Below are 17,687 nucleotides of genomic sequence, written 5' to 3'. Positions count from 1 at the left end.
AAGCCCACAAATGTAACAGCAGGACGTGGATCTCTTTGGTCCGAACGTCCTGCTCCATCCTGCGTTCGCCAGGAGAGTGGGAAATTCCGTTCCCGACCGCAGATGTGAGGCACCTGAGTGTGGCGGCTCTCAGGGAGATCCAACCAGTGCACAAGTGCACTGGATCATCTTCACGTCATGAACATCGCAAGAATCTCCCTCATGACGCTCGCGGCCGGCGTTCTCGCGGGATGCACCTTCACCGTCGAAGCGGATCAGGAGAATGCCTCATCGGCCCAGAACCCACCGAAACCCCCGGGAACCTTCGCGACCCCCTTCCCCACCGCGATCGGGGCGCTGGACCTGGTATCGGCGACCCCCGCCGAGGAACGTTTCAAGCTCCCGGACGGGCCGCACCACAAGATCCTCGGCACCCAGCTCACCACGCTCTACCAGGACACCCCGCGTCTGAAATCCTTCTACGCCACCGGGGCGCAGGCCGAGGTGACCGACCCCAAGGCCGCCGTGGACTGGCTGACCGCTCAGGACCGTGAGAGGGAGAACCCGCAGACGGACTGGGTCTACGTGGGAACCGGCCCGCTCCGCGGCGCGGCCTCCTGCCGGAACACCGACGACGGGACCTACTGCTACTGGGCCGACGCCGACACGGTGGGTTTCCTTGAGATTCCGCGCAGCCTCGCCGGGAAGATCACGGAGAGCTTCGCCATGATCAGGAGCGCGCTGGAAGGAGACCCCCCCAAGAGCCGGTGACCACCCGATTGGTTGTTCACGACGTTCGGCTGAGCTATGCCGGTCGGTGGGCCGGCAGGTAGGCCTGCTGTGTTGTATCCGTGCTCTCATTGGGCTCGCGCAGCAGCCGGGCACGCATGACCAGCCCGGCCTGGCTCAACAGGCCGGCGATGTGGTCCGGCTGCAGCCGGTGGAAGTCGAGCGACACCGGGTGGCCGAACGGCCGATCCAGGTGCAGCGGCTCGTCACCGACCTGGAAGGCGAGCAGCACATGGCCACCCGGCGCCGGCACCCGGTGAAACTCGGCGAACACCTTCGGCAGCCGTTCCCGCGGGGTGTGGATGACGGAGCACGGAGGACCGTGATCACAGGCCGGCTCCCGAGGGTAGAGCCGACTTCGTGTCAGCACGTGACTGAGAGGTCAAGCAAGGTAAGGCAGGCGTGCCGACCGGTAGAGGCGGATGATGAACCAGATGGTCGCAACGAATCCGACGACCGCAAGGATGAGTGCGATGGTTCCCAGGCCTTGTGGCGAGGTCACCGCGTAGCTCACCAGCCATCCCACGGCGATGACCGTGGCCAGAATCCAGCGGAGAACGTTGAAGGTCGAGGCCGTGGAGGCATCGCCGGCATTTCGCGCCCGGGCGATGATGCCCTCCGCGATCAGCCATATCGTGACCTGGGTGCTGAGCGTATAGAGCAGGCCGATCACGGAGTTCACAGTCAGTCCGATGGGTACGGCACATGAGATCACCCCCGTGACGATGGCGCTTACCCGGGCCCTGCGGAAGGCGGGATCGACCGATGCCTCCATGCGTGACAGCCCGAAGACCACGAGAACCCATCCAATGACATCAACGAGGAGGTCGAACCCGTTGATCCTCAGCGCGAGGGACGTGATGAGGAATCCGGCCGCGATGCGATAAAGGGGAAGCATGGCCGATATCCTGCCATTCTCGGCAAAAAGTTCGAAACGACTTCCAGCAATCAACTAAAACAGTCAACGAACCTTCGGCGCGGGATGTCCGGCGACCGGTTCCAGCAACGTCGTGACGGCGTACCGACGTCCACTTTGTACTTGGCCAGAGGCTACGCGATTGAGCATAGCCATGTATAGCGATGCATGGCTTTCCATAGATTTCAGCAGGTCACCATAGCCATACGGTGAAGTCATGAGCAGCGTCTCGCCGTTCGATCCAGAAGAGGACAGCCCGGAATACATGTATGTCCGGCTGGCCAATCACATCCAGGCGTTGATCGATGCCGGCGACCTACGGCCGGGTCAGCGACTCCCAGCAGAGCGTGATCTTGCTTCCGAATACGGGGTGGCATACCTGACAGTGCGGCGCGCGATGCGGGAACTACGTGGGCGCGGCCTGATCAGGACCGTGGTCGGAAGAGGGACGTACATCGACCCGCAAGCAGAACCCTCGCGTCCGGAAGACGTTCCGCCTGCCGACTGATCAGCTCTCTGAGAGGTTCATGCGGGCCGAGCCCACTGTGACCTTCTTGAACAGGTGGAACCGTTGCGTGGATCGGTCCGCAAGTGTCATGACATCCTCACCTTGAGCTAAGGAACCACACCGCAGGTAACCAATGGATGGCTGCGATGCCGGTCGGACACCCTTGTACTTCTGTCACTCTAAGTAGCCGATCGGCTCCTTGTGAGGAGTGAGTATGATTTCCCCTGACCTGTCCGGCGCCGAGTTCCGCGAGTCCAGCTACAGCGGCCCCAACGGAGACGACTGTGTGGAAGTAGCCACGAACCTTCCGGGCCTCATCGCCGTACGCGACAGCAAGAACCCATCCGGCCCGATGCTGACCTTCTCCCCGATGGCCTGGAACAACTTCCTGACAGGCATCCGCAGCGGAGAAATTGGAGGCTGTGTGGTCTCCCAGCGAGAGGGCGAGCGGCTGAATGTGCTGCTGATCAACCTCACGCCGGGAGGATATCCGGGGCCGGTCGAGGAGCAGATCGAAGGCGGTGCCACACCGCTGCCGGAGATCCTCCCCGGGGTCACCGGCTACTACTTCAGGCGTCCCAGTGGCGAGGACAACGCCGCGTTCTCCACGCTGGTGCGAGGTAAGGCAGAGATCAACATTCAGCTGGAGATCGGGGCCGAGGGGCGGGACAACGCCGCTGATGTGCTGGCGTTGATGAAGCTGATCGCGCCGTACAGATGGCCAACCGTGCACCGGCCGGTGACACGGGGAAGACGACCGCGCGGGTCAGAACGGTCGCTCGACCCGGCGCCAGGAGTCCAGCACCATGAGGGTCTTGGTGCCGATGACGTTTTCGTCGCGGCGGATCTGGTCGATCAACCGGTGCAGGTGCTGGAGGCTGTCGACCCGGAAGTGCACCAGGGCATCGGGGTCGCCGGCCACCGTGAACACCTCGGTGACCCCGGGGATGCGGCTGGCCGAGGCGGTGATCGACTCGACGTCCGTGTTGCCGCTGAAGCGGACCTCCGCGAAGGCCTCGATAGTGTCACCGAGCAGGCCCTCGTCGACCAGTGTGGTGTAGCCGACGATGACGCCGAGCCGCTCCAGCCGTTCGATCCGCCGCTTGACCGGGCTCGGCGAGAGCCGCACCCGGATGGCGATGTCGCGCACGCTCCGACGCCCGTTCTCGACGAGCAGGTCCAGAATCCGGCGGTCGGTCGAGTCCAGTTCGGCGTTCGGAGGCATGAGTGGATGGTAGCGCCGAGAGGGTGGAAAGATGCGCACCCCAGGCCGCCTGACCGCTTGAACACGCGATAGGGGGCGGGTTCCTGCGTCTTTCTTGCCCTGTGAGGCACCTCCGGGTGCAATGAACGTCTCCGCAGGAAAGAGACAGATGATGGCGATCCACCTGACCCCACCCGCCGACGAGCGTGCGAGGGCATCCGCTCAGACCGAGGTGCTGCGGCAGATCGCGCAGCGGGTGCTCTGGCTCTCCGCGGCCATCGTCGACGCCGCCAACCGCGGACGGCCCAACGACACCGGTGTGAAAGTCGGCGGTCACCAGGCCTCCAGCGCCTCGATGGTCGACATCATGGTCTCGCTGTACTTCTCCGAGCTGACCCACCTCGACCAGGTCTCCGTCAAACCGCACGCCTCGCCGGTGCTGCACGCGATCAACTACCTGCTGGACGACCTCGATGTCTCCTATCTGCCGAGGTTGCGCGAGCTGGGCGGGCTGCAGAGCTATCCGAGCCGGCTCAAGGACCCCGACACCGTCGACTTCTCGACCGGTTCCGTCGGCATCGGCGCGACCGCGCCGTTATGGGCCGCCATCTCCCACCGCTACCTGCGCTCGCGCTTCGCGTCGGCTCCGGCGGCGGGACGCTTCGTCAGCCTGCTCGGGGACGCCGAGCTCGACGAGGGTGCGATCTGGGAGGCCGTCGCCGACCCGTCCGTGGCCCGGATGGGCGAGTTGCTCTGGATCGTCGACCTCAACCGCCAGTCGCTCGACCGGGTGGTGCCGGACGTGCAGATCCACCGGTTGCGGGCGATGTTCGAGGCGGCCGGCTGGCAGGTCATCACCCTGAAGTGGGGACGCGCGATCACCGCCCTGTTCGAGCGGCCAGGCGGCGACGAGCTGCGGCAGCGGCTCGAACAGATGCCGAACGAGGAGTACCAGCGCCTACTGCGGGTCGACGCCGCCGAGGTGGGGCCGCGACTCGTCGGGGAACGCGGCGGCGCGACACTGCGTGCCCTGGTCGCGTCCCTGCCGGACGCCGAGCTGGCGCGGGCGGTCCGCGACCTCGGCGGCCACGACCTCGACCTGCTGCTCGACACCTACCGGGAGGTGGACGACACCCGGCCCACGGTGGTGTTCGCCTACACGGTCAAGGGGCGCGGCCTGCCGACCGAGGGACATCCGAACAACCACTCGGCGCTGCTGACCGAGGCGCAGATGCTCGCGCTGGCCGAGTCTTGCGGCACCGACCTCGCCGCCCCCTGGCGCGCCTTCGAACCGGGCACCGCCGCGTCAGACCTGTGCGCCACCCAAGGCGCGGCGCTGCGCCGCCCCCAGATCACCGGCAAGGCCCTCGGCCCACTGCCGAAGACGCTCGGCCGCTCGTACCGCTCGCCGATCTCGACCCAGGCCGCCCTCGGCCGCTTCCTCGTCGACTTCCTGCGCGCCGCCCCCGAGGCCGGCGCGCGGGTGGTGACCTGCAGCCCGGACGTCGCCTCCTCGACCAACCTCGGCGGGTGGATCAACAAGACCGGGGTGTGGTCGATCGAGGACCGGCACGACTGGTTCGCCGACGACACCGAACGCCTGCTGCGCTGGTCGGAGGGGACCGGCGGCCAGCACATCGAACTCGGCATCGCCGAGGTCAACCTGGTGGGTCTGCTCGGCGAGCTCGGCGCCACCTGGAGTCGCTGGGCCGAGCGTCTCATCCCGATCGCCACGCTCTACGACCCGTTCATCTCACGCGCGCTCGAACCGTGGTCGTACGGCATCTACGCCGGCGGGCAGTCGATCATCGTCGGTACGCCGTCCGGTGTGACGCTGTCGTCCGAGGGCGGCGCGCACCAGTCGATCACGACTCCGTCCATCGGTCTTGAGCAGCCGGGCTGCATCGCCTGGGAACCGGCGTTCGCCCAGGACCTGGAGTGGACGATGCTGGCCGCCATGGAGCGGGTCGGTGTCGAGGGCGGCACGTCCTCGTACTTCCGGCTGTCGACCCGGCCGCTGAACCCCGACCTGGCGCGCGTGCCCGAGGACGAGCTACTGCTCGAACGACGCCGTCGGCACGCCGTCGCGGGCGGCTACCGCATCACCGACCACGACCCGGCGGCCGAGCAGGTCACCCTCGTCGGCGCGGGAGCCGTCATGCCCGAGGTGATCGCCGCCGCCGAACACCTGGCCGAGCGTTCGATCGTCGCCGGCGTGGTCTGCCTGACCAGTGCCGACCTGGTGTACCGGTCCTTCCAGGCCCGGGGCTCCCTCGGCGCGTCCGGCGGCGGCATCGTCGACGTCCTGTTCCCCGCCGACCACCCCGCACCCCTCGTCACGGTGCTCGACGGGCACCCGCACACGCTGTCCTTCCTGGCCGGCGTGCGCGGCGACCGAATTCGCAACCTCGGGGTCTCCGGTTTCGGCCAGTCCAGCGACCTGCACGACGCCTACCGCATCCACGGCATCGACACCGCCTCCATCGTCGACGCCGCCCTGACGCTGCTCGGCCGCTGACCACCTCGATCCGCCCCGCCGCACGAAAGAACTAGCCACCTGCGGCCCGCAGCTGGTCAAACTTGCCAGAAACGGCGAGTTGCCAAACCTTGGCAACTCGCCGTTTCTGGCAACTCTTCATGGATTACCGATAGTTGCCATGTCACTCCGGAGCCATATGGAGGAAGAACGCATCCGACTGCTGGCTCCCGCATTCGTCGAAGCCAACGTGCCAGAGCCGTGACGTGCCCCCGTATCCGTCACTCAGCCATGGCGTGACGGTTCGGACGACGCCGATGCCATCGGAGCGTGGAAGAACCGCGCGGCGCGGGCGTGCTGGGTCCGGGTCAGCAACCAGTAGACCGAGGCGCCGTCCGGCCACTGGGTGACCACCCGGCCGCTCGCCGAGCGGAAGTAGTTCGGCGCCTGGGCGAACGAACTGGCGTCCAGCCGGCGCTTCAACCACCGGTTCAACCGCCTGACCGCCTCGGGCCGGACCTCGACGGCCGAGGCCCCCCGGCGGCGCATCTCCCGCAGCGACCGGACCACGAACTTCGCCTGCTGCTCGAAGTTGAACACCGGGGCGTAGTAGTTGGTGTTGGGGCCGTACATCATGAAGAGGTTCGGCATCTCGTCCACCATGATCCCGAGGAACGCCATGGGGTCGTCGCCCCACTTCTCCCGCAGGTCACGCCCGCCGCGTCCGCGTACCTCCAGACCGCAGAGGAACTCGGCCGCGCGGAAGCCCGTCGCGGTGATCACGACGTCGAGCTCGTGCTCCCGGCCCGCGGCGTCCACCACCCCGGTCCCGGTCATCCGCTCCACCGCGTGGGGAACGAGGGTGACGTCGTCGCGGAGCAGGGTCGGGTAGAAGGTGGAGCTGTGGATCGCCCGTTTGCCCAGGTAGGCCGAGTTCGGTGTCAGCGCCGCCTTGAGGTCGGGGTGGTCGCCGAACACCTCTTCGAGGTAGTCCTGGCAGACCTTGACCGCCCGGGTGTCGACGGTCCCGCCGGGCCGGATGATCCGGCCACCGAGCCACTTGCGCTCCAGCTCCAGGAAGAGCCGCCACCGGATGAGCCGCCGCGTCACCGGGTGGCGCCGCCGGGCGCGTTCCTCCTCGGTGAACGGGAGCGAGACCTTCGGGTCCACCCAGGCCGGCTGGCGCTGGAACACCGTCAGGTGCCCGGCGCGGCCACCGAGCTCCGCGACGATCTGGGCGGACGTCGAGCCGGTGCCGACCACCCCCACCCGGCGTCCGTCGATCTCCACGTCGGGACGCCACCGCGCGGTGTGGAAGATGTCGCCGGTGAACAGCTCGCGGCCGGGCCAGGCGGGCTCGTTCGGGACGTTCAGCAGCCCGACCGCGGTCACCACGGCGGTGAAACGCCGCACCTCCCCGGTGTCGAGGTGCACGGCCCACTGCTGACCGTCCTCCTCCCAGACCAGCCGCCGGACGGTGCGGCCGAACCGGAAGTGCTCGCCGAGCCCGAACCGCTCGGCCACGTGCTCAAGGTAGGACTGCAGCTCCGCCTGACCGGGGTAGGCCCGTGACCAGTCGTACGGGGCGAACGAGAACGAGTACATCGGGGCCGGCGTGTCGACCTCGGCACCGGGGAAACGGTTGACCCGCCAGGTGCCGCCGGGCCCGTCCTCGGTCTCGAACACGGTGAACGAATACCCGTGCCGCTTCAGCTGGTGGGCCGCCGCGAGTCCGGCGAACCCGCCGCCGATCACGGCCACAGAGGGCATGGCTCCGCCCGTCGATGGCATGACTTGCCTCTCTCTGTCGAGCTCGTGCCGCGGCACGATGATGTGCGGCGCTCGCGGGCGCCGGGGCTAGAGGACCTTGCTGAGGAAGTCGCGGGTGCTCGGGTGCTCGGCCTCGCCGGACAACCGGCTGGACGGCCCCTCCTCGACGATGCGGCCGTCCTCCATGAACACGAACCGGTCGCAGACCTCGCGGGCGAATCCGATCTCGTGGGTGACGATGATGGTGGTCATCCCGTCGAGCACCAGGCCGCGGATGACCTGCAGCACCTCGTTGACCATCTCGGGGTCGAGCGCCGAGGTCGGTTCGTCGAAGAGCAGCACCTGGGGCTTCATGGCCAGGGCGCGGGCGATCGCGACGCGTTGCTGCTGACCACCGGAGAGCTGGGCCGGGTAGGCGTCGGCCTTCTCGGCCAGGCCGACCCGGTCGAGCAGCTCGTGCGCGTCACGGCGCGCCTCGTCGGCCGGGCGGCGCAGCACCCGGATGGGCGCCTCGACCACGTTCTCCAGCACGGTCTTGTGCGAGAACAGGTTGAACTGCTGGAACACCATGCCGAGGCGCTGGCGCTGCCTGGCCTCCCGCTTCGCCGACAGCCGGTGGATCTTGCCGCCGCGCTCCTCGTAGCCGAGCAGTTCGCCGTCGAGCATGACCACTCCCGAGTCGGTGCGCTCAAGCAGGTTGAGGCAGCGCAGGAAGGTGCTCTTGCCGCTGCCGGAGCGGCCGAGCAGGCAGACCGCCTCCCCCTGGTGGACGTCCAGCGACACGTCGTGCAGGACCGTGTGCTGGCCGAAGGACTTGCGCACGTTCAGTGCGCTGATCAGCGGCGTCGTCATGGCTGGGCCCTCACTCGTCCGGCGCGGCGCGTCGTCGTGGCGGTGCTCCTGCCGAGCACGCGCTCCAGGTAGTACTGGCCGACCGACAGCACGCTGACGAGGATCATGTACCAGATGGTCGCCACCATGAGCAGCGGGACGACCTCGAACGTGCGGTTGTAGATCTGCTGGACGCTGTAGAGCAGGTCAGAGACCGAGATGAAGGCGACGAGCGAGGTGGCCTTCATCAGGTTGATGAGGTCGTTGCTCACCGGCGGCACCGCGATCTTCATCGCCTGGGGGAAGACGATGCGGCGGAAGATGTCGAACGGCGTCATGCCCAGGGCGAGCGCCGCCTCGCGCTGCCCCTTGGGGACCGCCAGCAGCGAGGAACGGATGATCTCCGAGGTGTAGGCGGCCTGCTGGAGGCCGAAGGCCAGCACCGCCGACCAGTAGGCGGTCATCAGGTTGCGCGTCTGCAGCGCGAACAGGTCGCCACCGAAGGGGTTGGGCAGGCTGAACGTCGGATAGATCAGCGAGACGTTGAACCAGAGGATGAGCAGGACCAGCAGCGGGATGGACCGGAAGAACCAGACGTACGTCCCGCTGACCGCGCGCAGCACCGGATTCGCCGAGAGCCGCATGTTCGCGATGACCACCGAGACCACCAGGGCCAGCCCCATCGACAGGGCGGTCAGCGTGATGGTGTTGAGCAGGCCGTTCAGCACCCGCTCGGAGAAGAAGTAATCGGCCACCGTGGCCCACTCGAAGGCGGGGTTGCGGGCGACGCTGACCGCGAGGCCGGCGACCGCGACCACCATCAGCACCGCGATGGTCAGCCGGCCGAGGTGGAGCGGGCGCCCGTGCGGAAGCCGCGAGATCTCCTCCATCCGCCGGCGCCACTCCTCCGCCGCCCCGCCTGGCCCGTCCGGCCCGGCCTGGCCGGTGGGGACGGCGCTCGCGCCGGCCCCACCTGCCCGGATCTCACTCATGCGTTCGGTTCTGGGTTGATCACCGAGGTGGTGATCGCCATGTTCTCGGTGCCGTACCTGGCGAGGATCTTGGCGTAGCCACCGTTCTTGATCAGCGCCTCGGTGGCCTGCTGCAACTTGGCCGCCATGCCGTCACCCTTCATCGAGGCGAACCCGATGTCGATCGCCTGGTACGTCGGCCCGGTGATCTTCCACACGCCGGGTTCGGTGCGCGTCTGGTAGCCCAGGCCGCTGGCGGTGGCCGTGGAGGTGTCGGCCCGGCCGCTCTTGACCGCGAGGTCGGCGGTCGCCTGGTCGGCGAAGGTCTGCACGTCGATGGGCTTCTTCCCGGCGGCCTCGCACTTCCCGGACTGGTCCGTGAGAGTCGAGACCGGGCTCGAACCTGCGGTCACCGCGACGGAGAGCCCGCACAGGTCGTCGAGTGAGTCACCGATGGTGATGCCGTCGGCCTTGACCCGGAAGCCGTAGCTCTCGACGAGGGTGGTGGCGAAGTCGAACTTCTTCAGCCGCTCGGCCGTGACGTCGGCGCCCGGCACCCAGGCGTAGGTGCCGCGCTGCAGGCCCAGGAGTGAGTTCTCGAACGACGCCTGCTCATTCTTGACGGTCACCCCCATCTCCTCGCCGAGCGCGGTGGACAGGTCCGGAAGCAGGCCGACGAGCTTGCCGCTCTCGTCCAGGAAGCTGTACGGCGGAACGCCGACCTGCTGGGGGATGGTGTAGACCTGCGAGCCGGAGCCTGAGCCGGAACCGGCCTCGGGGCCGGACGCGGAATCGCTTGAGGAGCTGCCACACGCCGAGAGGACGGCGGCGCCGAGCACGCCTGCGGCGACAACGTGGAGGGCGCGCCGGGTGCGACGGGTGCGAACCAACGTCATGTCGGTCCTCCTGATTCCTGGGGTTTCGGCCGGTCGGCCGGGGGGAGTGCTGTCACCCTAAAATGCCGAACGGCCTAGGGGCTTTGTGTAGTCCTCTATATTTTTGTCCAGTTCGCTGGATACTCGGACAGGTAGGTTACACCCGAGTCACAACGTGCCGGAGTCCTGTGAAAACCAGATATCCCCGCTGGTCATCCACCCTGACCGAGCTCCTCGACGCGGTACGCGACCCCTTCGTGTCGGCGGTCCACGCCCCCGGAGGCCTGGACGTCCCCATCGGCGGCTGCGTCGTTCTCGACCTGTCCGACGGGACGGACCTGCCCGATGATCACGAGCTGGACGGCGCCGTCGTGCTGCTGCTCGGCACCGGCGGGCCGGCGGCGGCCGATGCGGTCGCCGACCTCGCCCACCACCGGCCCGGGGCGCTCGTCGTGAAACTCGGGGACGTCGATCCGTGGTCGCTGCGCGACGTGCCGGTCCCGGTCCTCGGGGTCACCGACCGGGCGCCGTGGTGGCGCCTGGTCGCCGAGGTCGAACGCTTCGGCCGGGAGTTCGAGGAGCGGTTCCCGCAGGGAGCCGGCCCCGCGCTCGGCGAGCACAACGACCTCTTCGGGCTCGCCAAGGCGCTCGGCATGATGACCGGCACGCTGATCTCCATCGAGGACGTGCAGGGACGGGTGCTCGCCTTCTCGCCCTACAGCGACCAGGCCGACGACATCCGGCGCCGCACCATCCTCGGGCGCGAGCCCCCGGCGGAACACATGGCGGAACTCCAGGCCATGCGGGTCTACGACCGGCTGCGGCGTCCCCGTACCACGGTGACACTGAACGAGAAGATCGGGTTTCGGCGCAGGCTCGGGGTCGGCATGCACGATCCTCGGTCCGGCGAGTACCTGGGCACCGTCTGGGCGCAGGAGACGGACCGGTCCTTCTCCCGGCAGACCGAGGAACACCTGGTCGCGGCATCGGTCTTCGCCGCGCGGCTCGTCGGCCAGAGCCGCCTCATCCACAACATGGGCACCGAGTTCGTGCAGCGCATGCTCGCCCCCAACCCGCAGCGCGACGACGCCGGGTTCGTCCGGCAGCTGAGCCTCGACGCCCCCGAGGAGTTCGCCGTGGTGGCCTTCGAAGCGGTCGGCGACGCCGGCGCGCGCCAGTGGCTCTCCTCCACCGAGGCGGTGACGATGCTGACCGTGCACGCCCACTCCGTCCGCGACGAGTCGATGGTGGCCCCGGTCGGGCTGCGCCTGTACGCCGTCCTCCCCGGCCGGGTCGAGGTGGACCGCTACCTGAACTGGGCCCGGCGCACCCTGACGGCGTTCGAGCGGCACCTGGGGACCACCTTCCGGGCGGCGATCGCCTCGTCCCTGTCGGTGCCGACCGTGGCCGCGGCCCGCGCGGAGGTCGACCGGGTGTGCGAGACCGTCGCGTACACGCCCGACCGGCCGGTGATCAGTCTCGACGGCGAGCTCACGGCGGTGCTGCTCTCCGAGGCGCTCACCACGCTGGGGGTGACGGATCTGCTGAGCGACGAGCGGTTCCGCCGTCTGGTCGAGTACGACCGGAGCCACCACAGCTGTCTCATCGAGACCATCGCCGCCTACCTCGGCACGTTCGGCGATGTGGGCGCCACGGCACGGACACTGCTCGTGCACCCCAACACCATCCGCTACCGGCTGGCACGGCTGGAGCAGGTGGGCGGATACCGGCTCGACGACCCCGATGACCGGGTGGTGCTGGACCTGCAACTCCGGCTGTGGCACCGCGAGGGGCCGGACGGTACCTGACCTTCGCGGGTCGGGTCGGCCACCCAGGGGTCTCTCCTGCCTGGAGGACGCGGGCGGGCCGGACAGCTCCGCCCGCGTCACGTACCGCGCGGGCGCCTCTTCGCCCCTGTGCCGTACGTCGTCAAGGGCACGGCGGCCCGGACCGGGGAAGGGAGGGCCGCCGTGCCTGCTCAGAAGTGGCCGATGCCGGCCGAGGTGGAGGTCGGTGCCCAGCGCTGGAGGAGGGCGGTCATCTCGGCCTCGCGCATCTGGGTCTTCAGGCCCTCGATGGTCCGGTCGCAGAGGAGCAGTGGCTCGGGAGTGGGCCAGGTGGCGATGGCGTGGAAGAGGCGGCTACCGGTGCCGTAGAGGACGGACCAGCCGGGCCAGGTGATCTCCAGCATCGCGGCCTCGGCGCGGGCCTCGTGGTCCCAGGTGTACCGGGGTACGGGGGCGGTGGCCACACCGTCGCGGTGGCGGCCCCGGGGACGGGTGGGCCGTCGCCGGATCATGAGATCACCTGCCCGGTGGCGGTCTCCGTGACGGCAGCCGCCTGAGCGTTGGCCTCCTGAGCGTTGGCCTCCTGGGCGAGGGCCTCCTGCCGGTCGGTCTCGGCCCGCAGCGCCTCCAGACTGTCGCCGTCGACGGTCCGTTCGGCTCCGGCGTGGAACGCGGCCAGTGAGAAGGGCTGCTCCCGGCTGGCCCACAGCCGTCCGGCGTCACTGAGGATGAGCCGCCAGCCGGGAATGGTGGTGGGCTCGGGGGTGGTGGACCTACCATCATTCATTGATTGGACCTCGATCCGATCAAGGGCCCGTCTGTTCGTTGGTAGCGGAGGACGGGCCCGCTTCATGGGGTGGGGAAAGACCTGGAGGGGTGTGCCGTACCGGCCGGGTGGCCGGTACGGAGGCAGGGCGGGCATCGCCCGGGGTGGAGCGCAGGTCCTCCTGCCGGTGCGGGGGACGCGGCGGCGCCCTCCGCCGGGCCGGGGCGGTCCGGTACGGGTGCCCCTGGACAGGGGCCGGAGAGGGCAGCGCACCCGGCGAAGTGGCGACACCGGCACGGCGGCCGGGGCCTGCTCGGGGCGGCGCGGGACGATCACCGGCGGGGCCGTCTCCACCGAGGCCCGCCCGGCGGAGCGCTGACCGGCCACCGGCGCGACCGTCTCGGCCGAGACCCGCTCGCCGGGCCGCTGTTCGGCCACCGGTGCGGTCGTCTCCACCGGGACCTGCCGGGCGGGCCGCCGGGCGAACTGTTGGGCCGGCACCAGCGGGATCATCTCGGCCGGGACCGCGAGGGCGGGCGGCTCGAAGCAGGGCAGTTCAAAACAAGGCAGCGAGCGGTCCCCGGTCCGGCGAACCCGCAGGCGGGTGTCCATCAGCACGGCGGACGGCTGGGCGTACTCGTGGTCAGCGGGCCGGTCGGGGCAGCCGTGCGCGTAGGGGGCGTGCCCGCAGGCGGCACAGCCCATCGGCATCGGCGCCGCATCGGCGAAACAGCCGCAACCACCGACCGCCTGCCTGTCGAGAACGGGAGCACTAAGGTTGCTCACGGGTCAGGAGTCCCTTCCTGATCAAGGGACCCGTACGGCGTTGCGAGCGCCTGCGGGTCCCGTTTTCGTAGGTACGGACAGGTCGAGCAGCAGGCTCTACCCTGGTGCAACACAGTGAAGCAGGGTAGAGCCTGAGCGGGCTAAGTAGGGCAAAGTGCAGCCCTCTACGGTACAGAGCATGGAGTGGGATGAAGATCGCACCATCTGGGAACAGCTCTACGCCACGCTTCGTGCGCGCATAACAAGTGGCCAATATAGGGAAAGATCCGTCATTCCCAGCCTTACCCAGTTGGAACAAGAATTCGGCGTTGCCAGGACCACGATCCAGAAGGTCTTGCGCCTTCTGAAAGACGAGTTCTTGATCCGCACCATCCCCGGTAAGGGAACATACGTCCGCCCTCAGAGCGAATGGCGACATAACGCACATGATGCGGAGGAGTGAGGTGATAGGGAGTGTCATCCACCCTCCAGCCATCCGTGATTGGTGCGTCGCAGGCATCATCTCTCCTGATGACGACAGGGCACTAGGATTTCCAGAAGAATTTTAGAAACTTCTATTTTCGCGACAGAATGGATCATGCGGGAGAGAGATGGCCGGCTCCGGGCCGACAGTACGACAGCGCCGACTGGCGTCAGAGTTGCGCAGGCTCCGTGAGCTGAAAGGGCTCACCGGAGAACAGGCGGCGCGACGAGTCGGGTGGCAACCATCCAAGATCAGCCGTATCGAGCACTGCACCTCTCGGGTGAAACCCGCAGACTTGATCACCCTGCTGGACGCTTACGAGGTGTCAGGGAAGGTACGCCAGACTCTGATCATCTTGCAGGCATCAGCCCGTGAGCAGGGATGGTGGGATGTCTACGACGACCTCTCGTCCGACTACTCGGGCTACATCGGCCTGGAGTCGGACGCTGTTGCGATCAGGTGCTACAGCATGCAGCTCGTACACGGTCTACTCCAGACCGAGGACTATGCGCGCGCTGTCATCGAGGCAACGATGATGTCCCAGGGATCGGCCGAGGAGGTCGATAAGCGTGTCGAAGTACGAATGACTCGCCAGGCCACGCTGAGCAAACCCGACCCCTTGAACATCCATACGATCATTGACGAGGCCGCACTCCGTCGCATAATGGGCGACCCTGAGGTGATGAGCAAGCAATACGCTCATCTGCTTGCCCAAGCCCATAAACCACATGTAACGATTCAGATCCTGCCAAATGATGCCGGAGCGCATCCCGCCGTTGTCGGCCCCTTCGCTATCTTGAACCTCCACGGCCCCCATCCGGACATCGTGTATATCGAGACGCTGGCAAGTAACATCTACATCGAGTCAGATACCGAGGTACACCGATATAACCTGGTTTTCGACCATCTACGCGTAATGGCACTTGGCCCCGATGACTCCCTCGCCTTTCTCCGCGCCATTGCCACCGCACCCTGACGTACGAAGGATGCCAAGATGTCAGACACGACAACCACCCCCGCATGGCGCAAGTCCACCCTCAGCGACGGCGGCACCGGCTGCGTCGAGGTAGCCACCAACCTGCCCGGCTTCGTCGCCGTCCGCGACAGCAAGGACCCATCCGGCCCCGCGCTGGCCTTCTCCCCGACGGCCTGGAACAACTTCCTGACGGGCATCCGCAGCAGGGAAATCTGAGTAGACGCAAGTGCCGCACGGCCGAGGTTGCCCAGGAGTCGCCTGGCCGTGCGGCAAGCGCAAGCCCTCGTCTGAGAGGGCAGCAGGGCAACCTCGACTCCCGCTCAGGAAACCCTTGGGTCGGGCCTCCGCAGGGAGAGCTCTAACACCATCGATGCGTTCGACTACGGTCGATCACCTCGCTCGGCCATGATGAGCGGTACGGGTCCTGAGCTTGGCGCCGTTGTCTCCGCCCCGACCTGCCTCGACTCGGCCGGATCCCGAGCGCGACCCGCTTGCGCGGCCAGGCCTCCGACGAAGAGGTGGTGGTGGTGGCCATCATGCGGAGTGTGACCGTAATGCAGGGCGAGACAGTAGCTACTACGGCAGCCGCCAATCGCAGTGTGAGCTGGGGTGAGGCGCTCTGCACCGATGCGATCTTGTGACGGGAAGTCAGCACAATAAGAGCAGCCGCTCATGATCATGTCTGTGTGAAGAGAACAAGATCGAGAGCGGCTGCCGCCCTCATCGTAGAGGCCGCGCGCGTGCAACGGAACCTCAAGCAGCTGATGAGCGCGCCGGCGCCGATGTTCGCCCGGGTCGAACCCCGGTTGCAGGCCGCCAAGTACGTCCGGGCTGTGATGTCCGACCTGCCCAAACGCAACGGCTGGACGATCGCCGAGAAGGCCGGCGACCTCACGCCGGACGCCACCCAGCGGCTGTTGAACCGCGCCCGCTGGGACACCGTGGGCGCGATGAGCGCCATCCGCCGCTTCGCCGTCACCCACCTGGACGCCGCCGCCGGGCCGGTCGGCCTGACTGTGGGCGCGCTGGACGAGTCCGGGCAGGAGAAGAAGGGCACGGCCACCGCCGGCGTCAAGCGTCAGCACATGGGCTGTGCGGGCGGCATCGACAACGGCATCAACCTCGTCCACCTGGCCTACGTCCGCGCCGGCGTCGGACATGCGCTGATCGGCTCGCGGCAGTGGATCCCCGCCGAGCAGATCAGCGACCCGGTTGCCGCGATCACCACCGCTCTGCCCCTGACGCTGACGTTCGCGACCAAGGGCGAGCTGGCCATCGGCCTACTCCGTGATGCCTACGCCGACGGGGTGCGCCTGGACTTCGTCGCCGGCGACGAGGTCTACGGCGCCTGCCCCGCCCTGCGCGCCTTCCTGGAAGAACACGGCCAGGCCTACGTGCTGCGTGTGCGCGCCACCTTCGCCCTCACCCTCGGCGGCGGCACCTGCCTGAGCTGCGAGCAGGCCGTGGCCAAGCACAGCAAGCACAAACGCACGTGGACCATCCGCTCGGCCAGCGACGGCTCCAAGGGCGAGCGCACCTACGCCTGGGCCTGGATCGCCACCGCCGGCCCGGACCACTACCTGCTGATCCGCAAGTACCGCACCACCGGCGAGCTGGCCTTCCACTACTGCTTCGTCCCCGCCGGCCAGCCCGCCACGTTGGCTCGCCTGATAGCCGCGGCCGGGCTGAGATGGCCGGTAGAGGAGACGTTCGAGTTCGGAAAGGATCTGTTCGGCCTGGACCAATCCCAGGTCCGTCTCTATGAGGCGATCCTGCGTCACACCGTGCTCGTCATGGCGGCCCTGGCCATCTGCGCGGTCAGCGCCGCGGCGGCCCGGCGTCGCACCGACACCCAGGCTCCGCCACCCAGCAGCCCCGATCAGAAGCCTCCCATCGACACCGGGATGATCCCGCTGACGGTCGCCGAGATCAAACGCCTCTTCAATGCCGCCACCGCCCCCAACCCATCGTTGGAACACAGCGCCCACTGGTCAGCCTGGCGACACCGCCACCAAGCACGCGCCCGATGGTTCCACCGCCGCGCCCGCCTGGCCACCGCATACACCCAGCTCAGCTAACGAATGGCGGCTGCCGTACTTATGGCCGAATAGGGGACGTTCGCGGTCGGCATCTGGTTTGTGGGTGGGTAGCGTCGGCTTCCCGGTCGGCGGGGTGGTCTACGGATGGCGACATGGCCGGTTGGTGGCGGAGGGCTGCGGCGGCTGCGATCTTCGACGGCAAGGTGCGGGGAGCGGTGATCGGCGGGGGGGTGTGGAGCGTTCGCCCCGGCCCTGCCAAAGCGCGGGTCGACGCCTTGACCTCTGCGCGGAAGTAGCAGAGCCGTCTCCCGGCTTCGGCTCGATCGACACGTCGATTTCGTTTATCAAACCCGGCTGTTTAGTCAAATGCCAGGTCGCAGCCAGCATAGTTATCAACTATGCCCACTTTAATGGAGATCTTTACGAGATAGACAGATTGAAATTAATATGTCCGATGGAGCTGTTACCTTCCACGGACCGAGCTGGAGTCCAGCGCCCTCATGACCCATCCGTATCCCACGCCCTCGCCCTCCCCTCAACCCGCCCCTGGC

Annotated in this window: 17 protein-coding genes and 1 pseudogene; 9 read left to right on the top strand and 9 right to left on the bottom strand. The window is 67.7% G+C overall.

From position 1 onward, the window contains the following. The first annotated feature begins 177 nt into the window (after positions 1–177). The gene (locus tag OIE13_RS31700) at positions 178–750 is read left to right on the top strand and encodes a hypothetical protein (protein ID WP_326829152.1); all 573 of its coding nucleotides are present in this window, start codon (positions 178–180) and stop codon (positions 748–750) included. Positions 751–784: 34 nt separating this feature from the next. Here the strand turns inward: OIE13_RS31700 and OIE13_RS31695 are convergent, their stop codons facing one another. Further along, entirely contained in the window at positions 785–1,042 is a 258-nt protein-coding gene (locus tag OIE13_RS31695; protein ID WP_326829151.1) for a hypothetical protein, read from the bottom strand. 108 nt (positions 1,043–1,150) lie between these two features. Further along, positions 1,151–1,720 (bottom strand): hypothetical protein, encoded by a 570-nt coding sequence (locus tag OIE13_RS31690; RefSeq protein WP_326645986.1) that lies wholly within the window; start codon positions 1,718–1,720, stop codon positions 1,151–1,153. A 181-nt stretch (positions 1,721–1,901) separates the two neighbouring features. On the opposite strand from OIE13_RS31690, the gene OIE13_RS31685 reads away from it, so the two are divergent. Together OIE13_RS31685 and OIE13_RS31680 are read left to right on the top strand one after the other, a co-directional pair. Further along, a complete protein-coding gene (locus OIE13_RS31685) occupies positions 1,902–2,192 on the top strand; it encodes a winged helix-turn-helix domain-containing protein (protein ID WP_326645987.1) in 291 nt (96 codons plus the stop codon). A gap of 214 nt (positions 2,193–2,406) precedes the next feature. Beyond that, positions 2,407–2,583: pseudogene (locus OIE13_RS31680) on the top strand (DUF397 domain-containing protein); the annotation flags it as partial. 375 nt (positions 2,584–2,958) lie between these two features. Here OIE13_RS31680 and OIE13_RS31675 read toward each other — a convergent pair. Then, complete coding sequence (locus tag OIE13_RS31675) at positions 2,959–3,417, bottom strand: Lrp/AsnC family transcriptional regulator (protein WP_326645988.1); 459 nt, start codon at positions 3,415–3,417, stop codon at positions 2,959–2,961. Between the two features lie 148 nt (positions 3,418–3,565). Between OIE13_RS31675 and OIE13_RS31670 the strand changes: the two genes are divergently transcribed. Further along, a complete protein-coding gene (locus OIE13_RS31670) occupies positions 3,566–5,914 on the top strand; it encodes a transketolase-like TK C-terminal-containing protein (RefSeq protein ID WP_326829150.1) in 2,349 nt (782 codons plus the stop codon). Between the two features lie 243 nt (positions 5,915–6,157). Here OIE13_RS31670 and OIE13_RS31665 read toward each other — a convergent pair whose 3' ends face one another. The 4 genes from OIE13_RS31665 to OIE13_RS31650 form a co-directional block, all read right to left on the bottom strand. Then, entirely contained in the window at positions 6,158–7,642 is a 1,485-nt protein-coding gene (locus OIE13_RS31665) for a flavin-containing monooxygenase (RefSeq protein WP_326829149.1), read from the bottom strand. 87 nt (positions 7,643–7,729) lie between these two features. Further along, positions 7,730–8,494, bottom strand: coding sequence for an amino acid ABC transporter ATP-binding protein (locus OIE13_RS31660; protein ID WP_326645991.1), 765 nt, complete (start codon positions 8,492–8,494; stop codon positions 7,730–7,732). Then, on the bottom strand, positions 8,491–9,465 hold the full coding sequence (locus OIE13_RS31655) for an amino acid ABC transporter permease (protein WP_326829148.1): 975 nt from the start codon (positions 9,463–9,465) through the stop codon (positions 8,491–8,493). The genes OIE13_RS31660 and OIE13_RS31655 overlap by 4 nt, the downstream gene beginning before the upstream one ends. Beyond that, a complete protein-coding gene (locus OIE13_RS31650; protein WP_326829147.1) occupies positions 9,462–10,340 on the bottom strand; it encodes a transporter substrate-binding domain-containing protein in 879 nt (292 codons plus the stop codon). The genes OIE13_RS31655 and OIE13_RS31650 overlap by 4 nt, the downstream gene beginning before the upstream one ends. 167 nt (positions 10,341–10,507) lie before the next feature. On the opposite strand from OIE13_RS31650, the gene OIE13_RS31645 reads away from it, so the two are divergent. Next, a complete protein-coding gene (locus OIE13_RS31645) occupies positions 10,508–12,127 on the top strand; it encodes a helix-turn-helix domain-containing protein (RefSeq protein ID WP_326829146.1) in 1,620 nt (539 codons plus the stop codon). 170 nt (positions 12,128–12,297) lie between these two features. Here OIE13_RS31645 and OIE13_RS31640 read toward each other — a convergent pair whose 3' ends face one another. Next, a complete protein-coding gene (locus OIE13_RS31640) occupies positions 12,298–12,618 on the bottom strand; it encodes a hypothetical protein (protein ID WP_326829145.1) in 321 nt (106 codons plus the stop codon). Further along, positions 12,615–13,658, bottom strand: a complete 1,044-nt coding sequence (locus OIE13_RS31635; protein WP_326829144.1) for a hypothetical protein — start codon at positions 13,656–13,658, stop codon at positions 12,615–12,617. The genes OIE13_RS31640 and OIE13_RS31635 overlap by 4 nt, the downstream gene beginning before the upstream one ends. A 178-nt stretch (positions 13,659–13,836) precedes the next feature. On the opposite strand from OIE13_RS31635, the gene OIE13_RS31630 reads away from it, so the two are divergent. From OIE13_RS31630 to OIE13_RS31615, 4 genes are all read left to right on the top strand, one after another. Further along, positions 13,837–14,100: a winged helix-turn-helix domain-containing protein gene (locus tag OIE13_RS31630; RefSeq protein ID WP_326829143.1), complete on the top strand. Its 264-nt coding sequence runs from the start codon at positions 13,837–13,839 to the stop codon at positions 14,098–14,100. A gap of 148 nt (positions 14,101–14,248) precedes the next feature. After that, on the top strand, positions 14,249–15,097 hold the full coding sequence (locus tag OIE13_RS31625; protein ID WP_326829142.1) for a helix-turn-helix domain-containing protein: 849 nt from the start codon (positions 14,249–14,251) through the stop codon (positions 15,095–15,097). A gap of 18 nt (positions 15,098–15,115) precedes the next feature. After that, positions 15,116–15,313, top strand: coding sequence for a DUF397 domain-containing protein (locus tag OIE13_RS31620; protein ID WP_326829141.1), 198 nt, complete (start codon positions 15,116–15,118; stop codon positions 15,311–15,313). Between the two features lie 548 nt (positions 15,314–15,861). Further along, a complete protein-coding gene (locus tag OIE13_RS31615; RefSeq protein WP_442816078.1) occupies positions 15,862–17,175 on the top strand; it encodes an IS701 family transposase in 1,314 nt (437 codons plus the stop codon). The last annotated feature ends 512 nt before the right edge of the window (positions 17,176–17,687 follow it).

It is taken from the genome of Streptosporangium sp. NBC_01810 (assembly GCF_035917355.1).
Taxonomy (GTDB): domain Bacteria; phylum Actinomycetota; class Actinomycetes; order Streptosporangiales; family Streptosporangiaceae; genus Streptosporangium.
The sequence above is the reverse complement of the archived record's forward strand: the minus strand, read 5'-3'. Positions and strand labels throughout refer to the sequence as shown.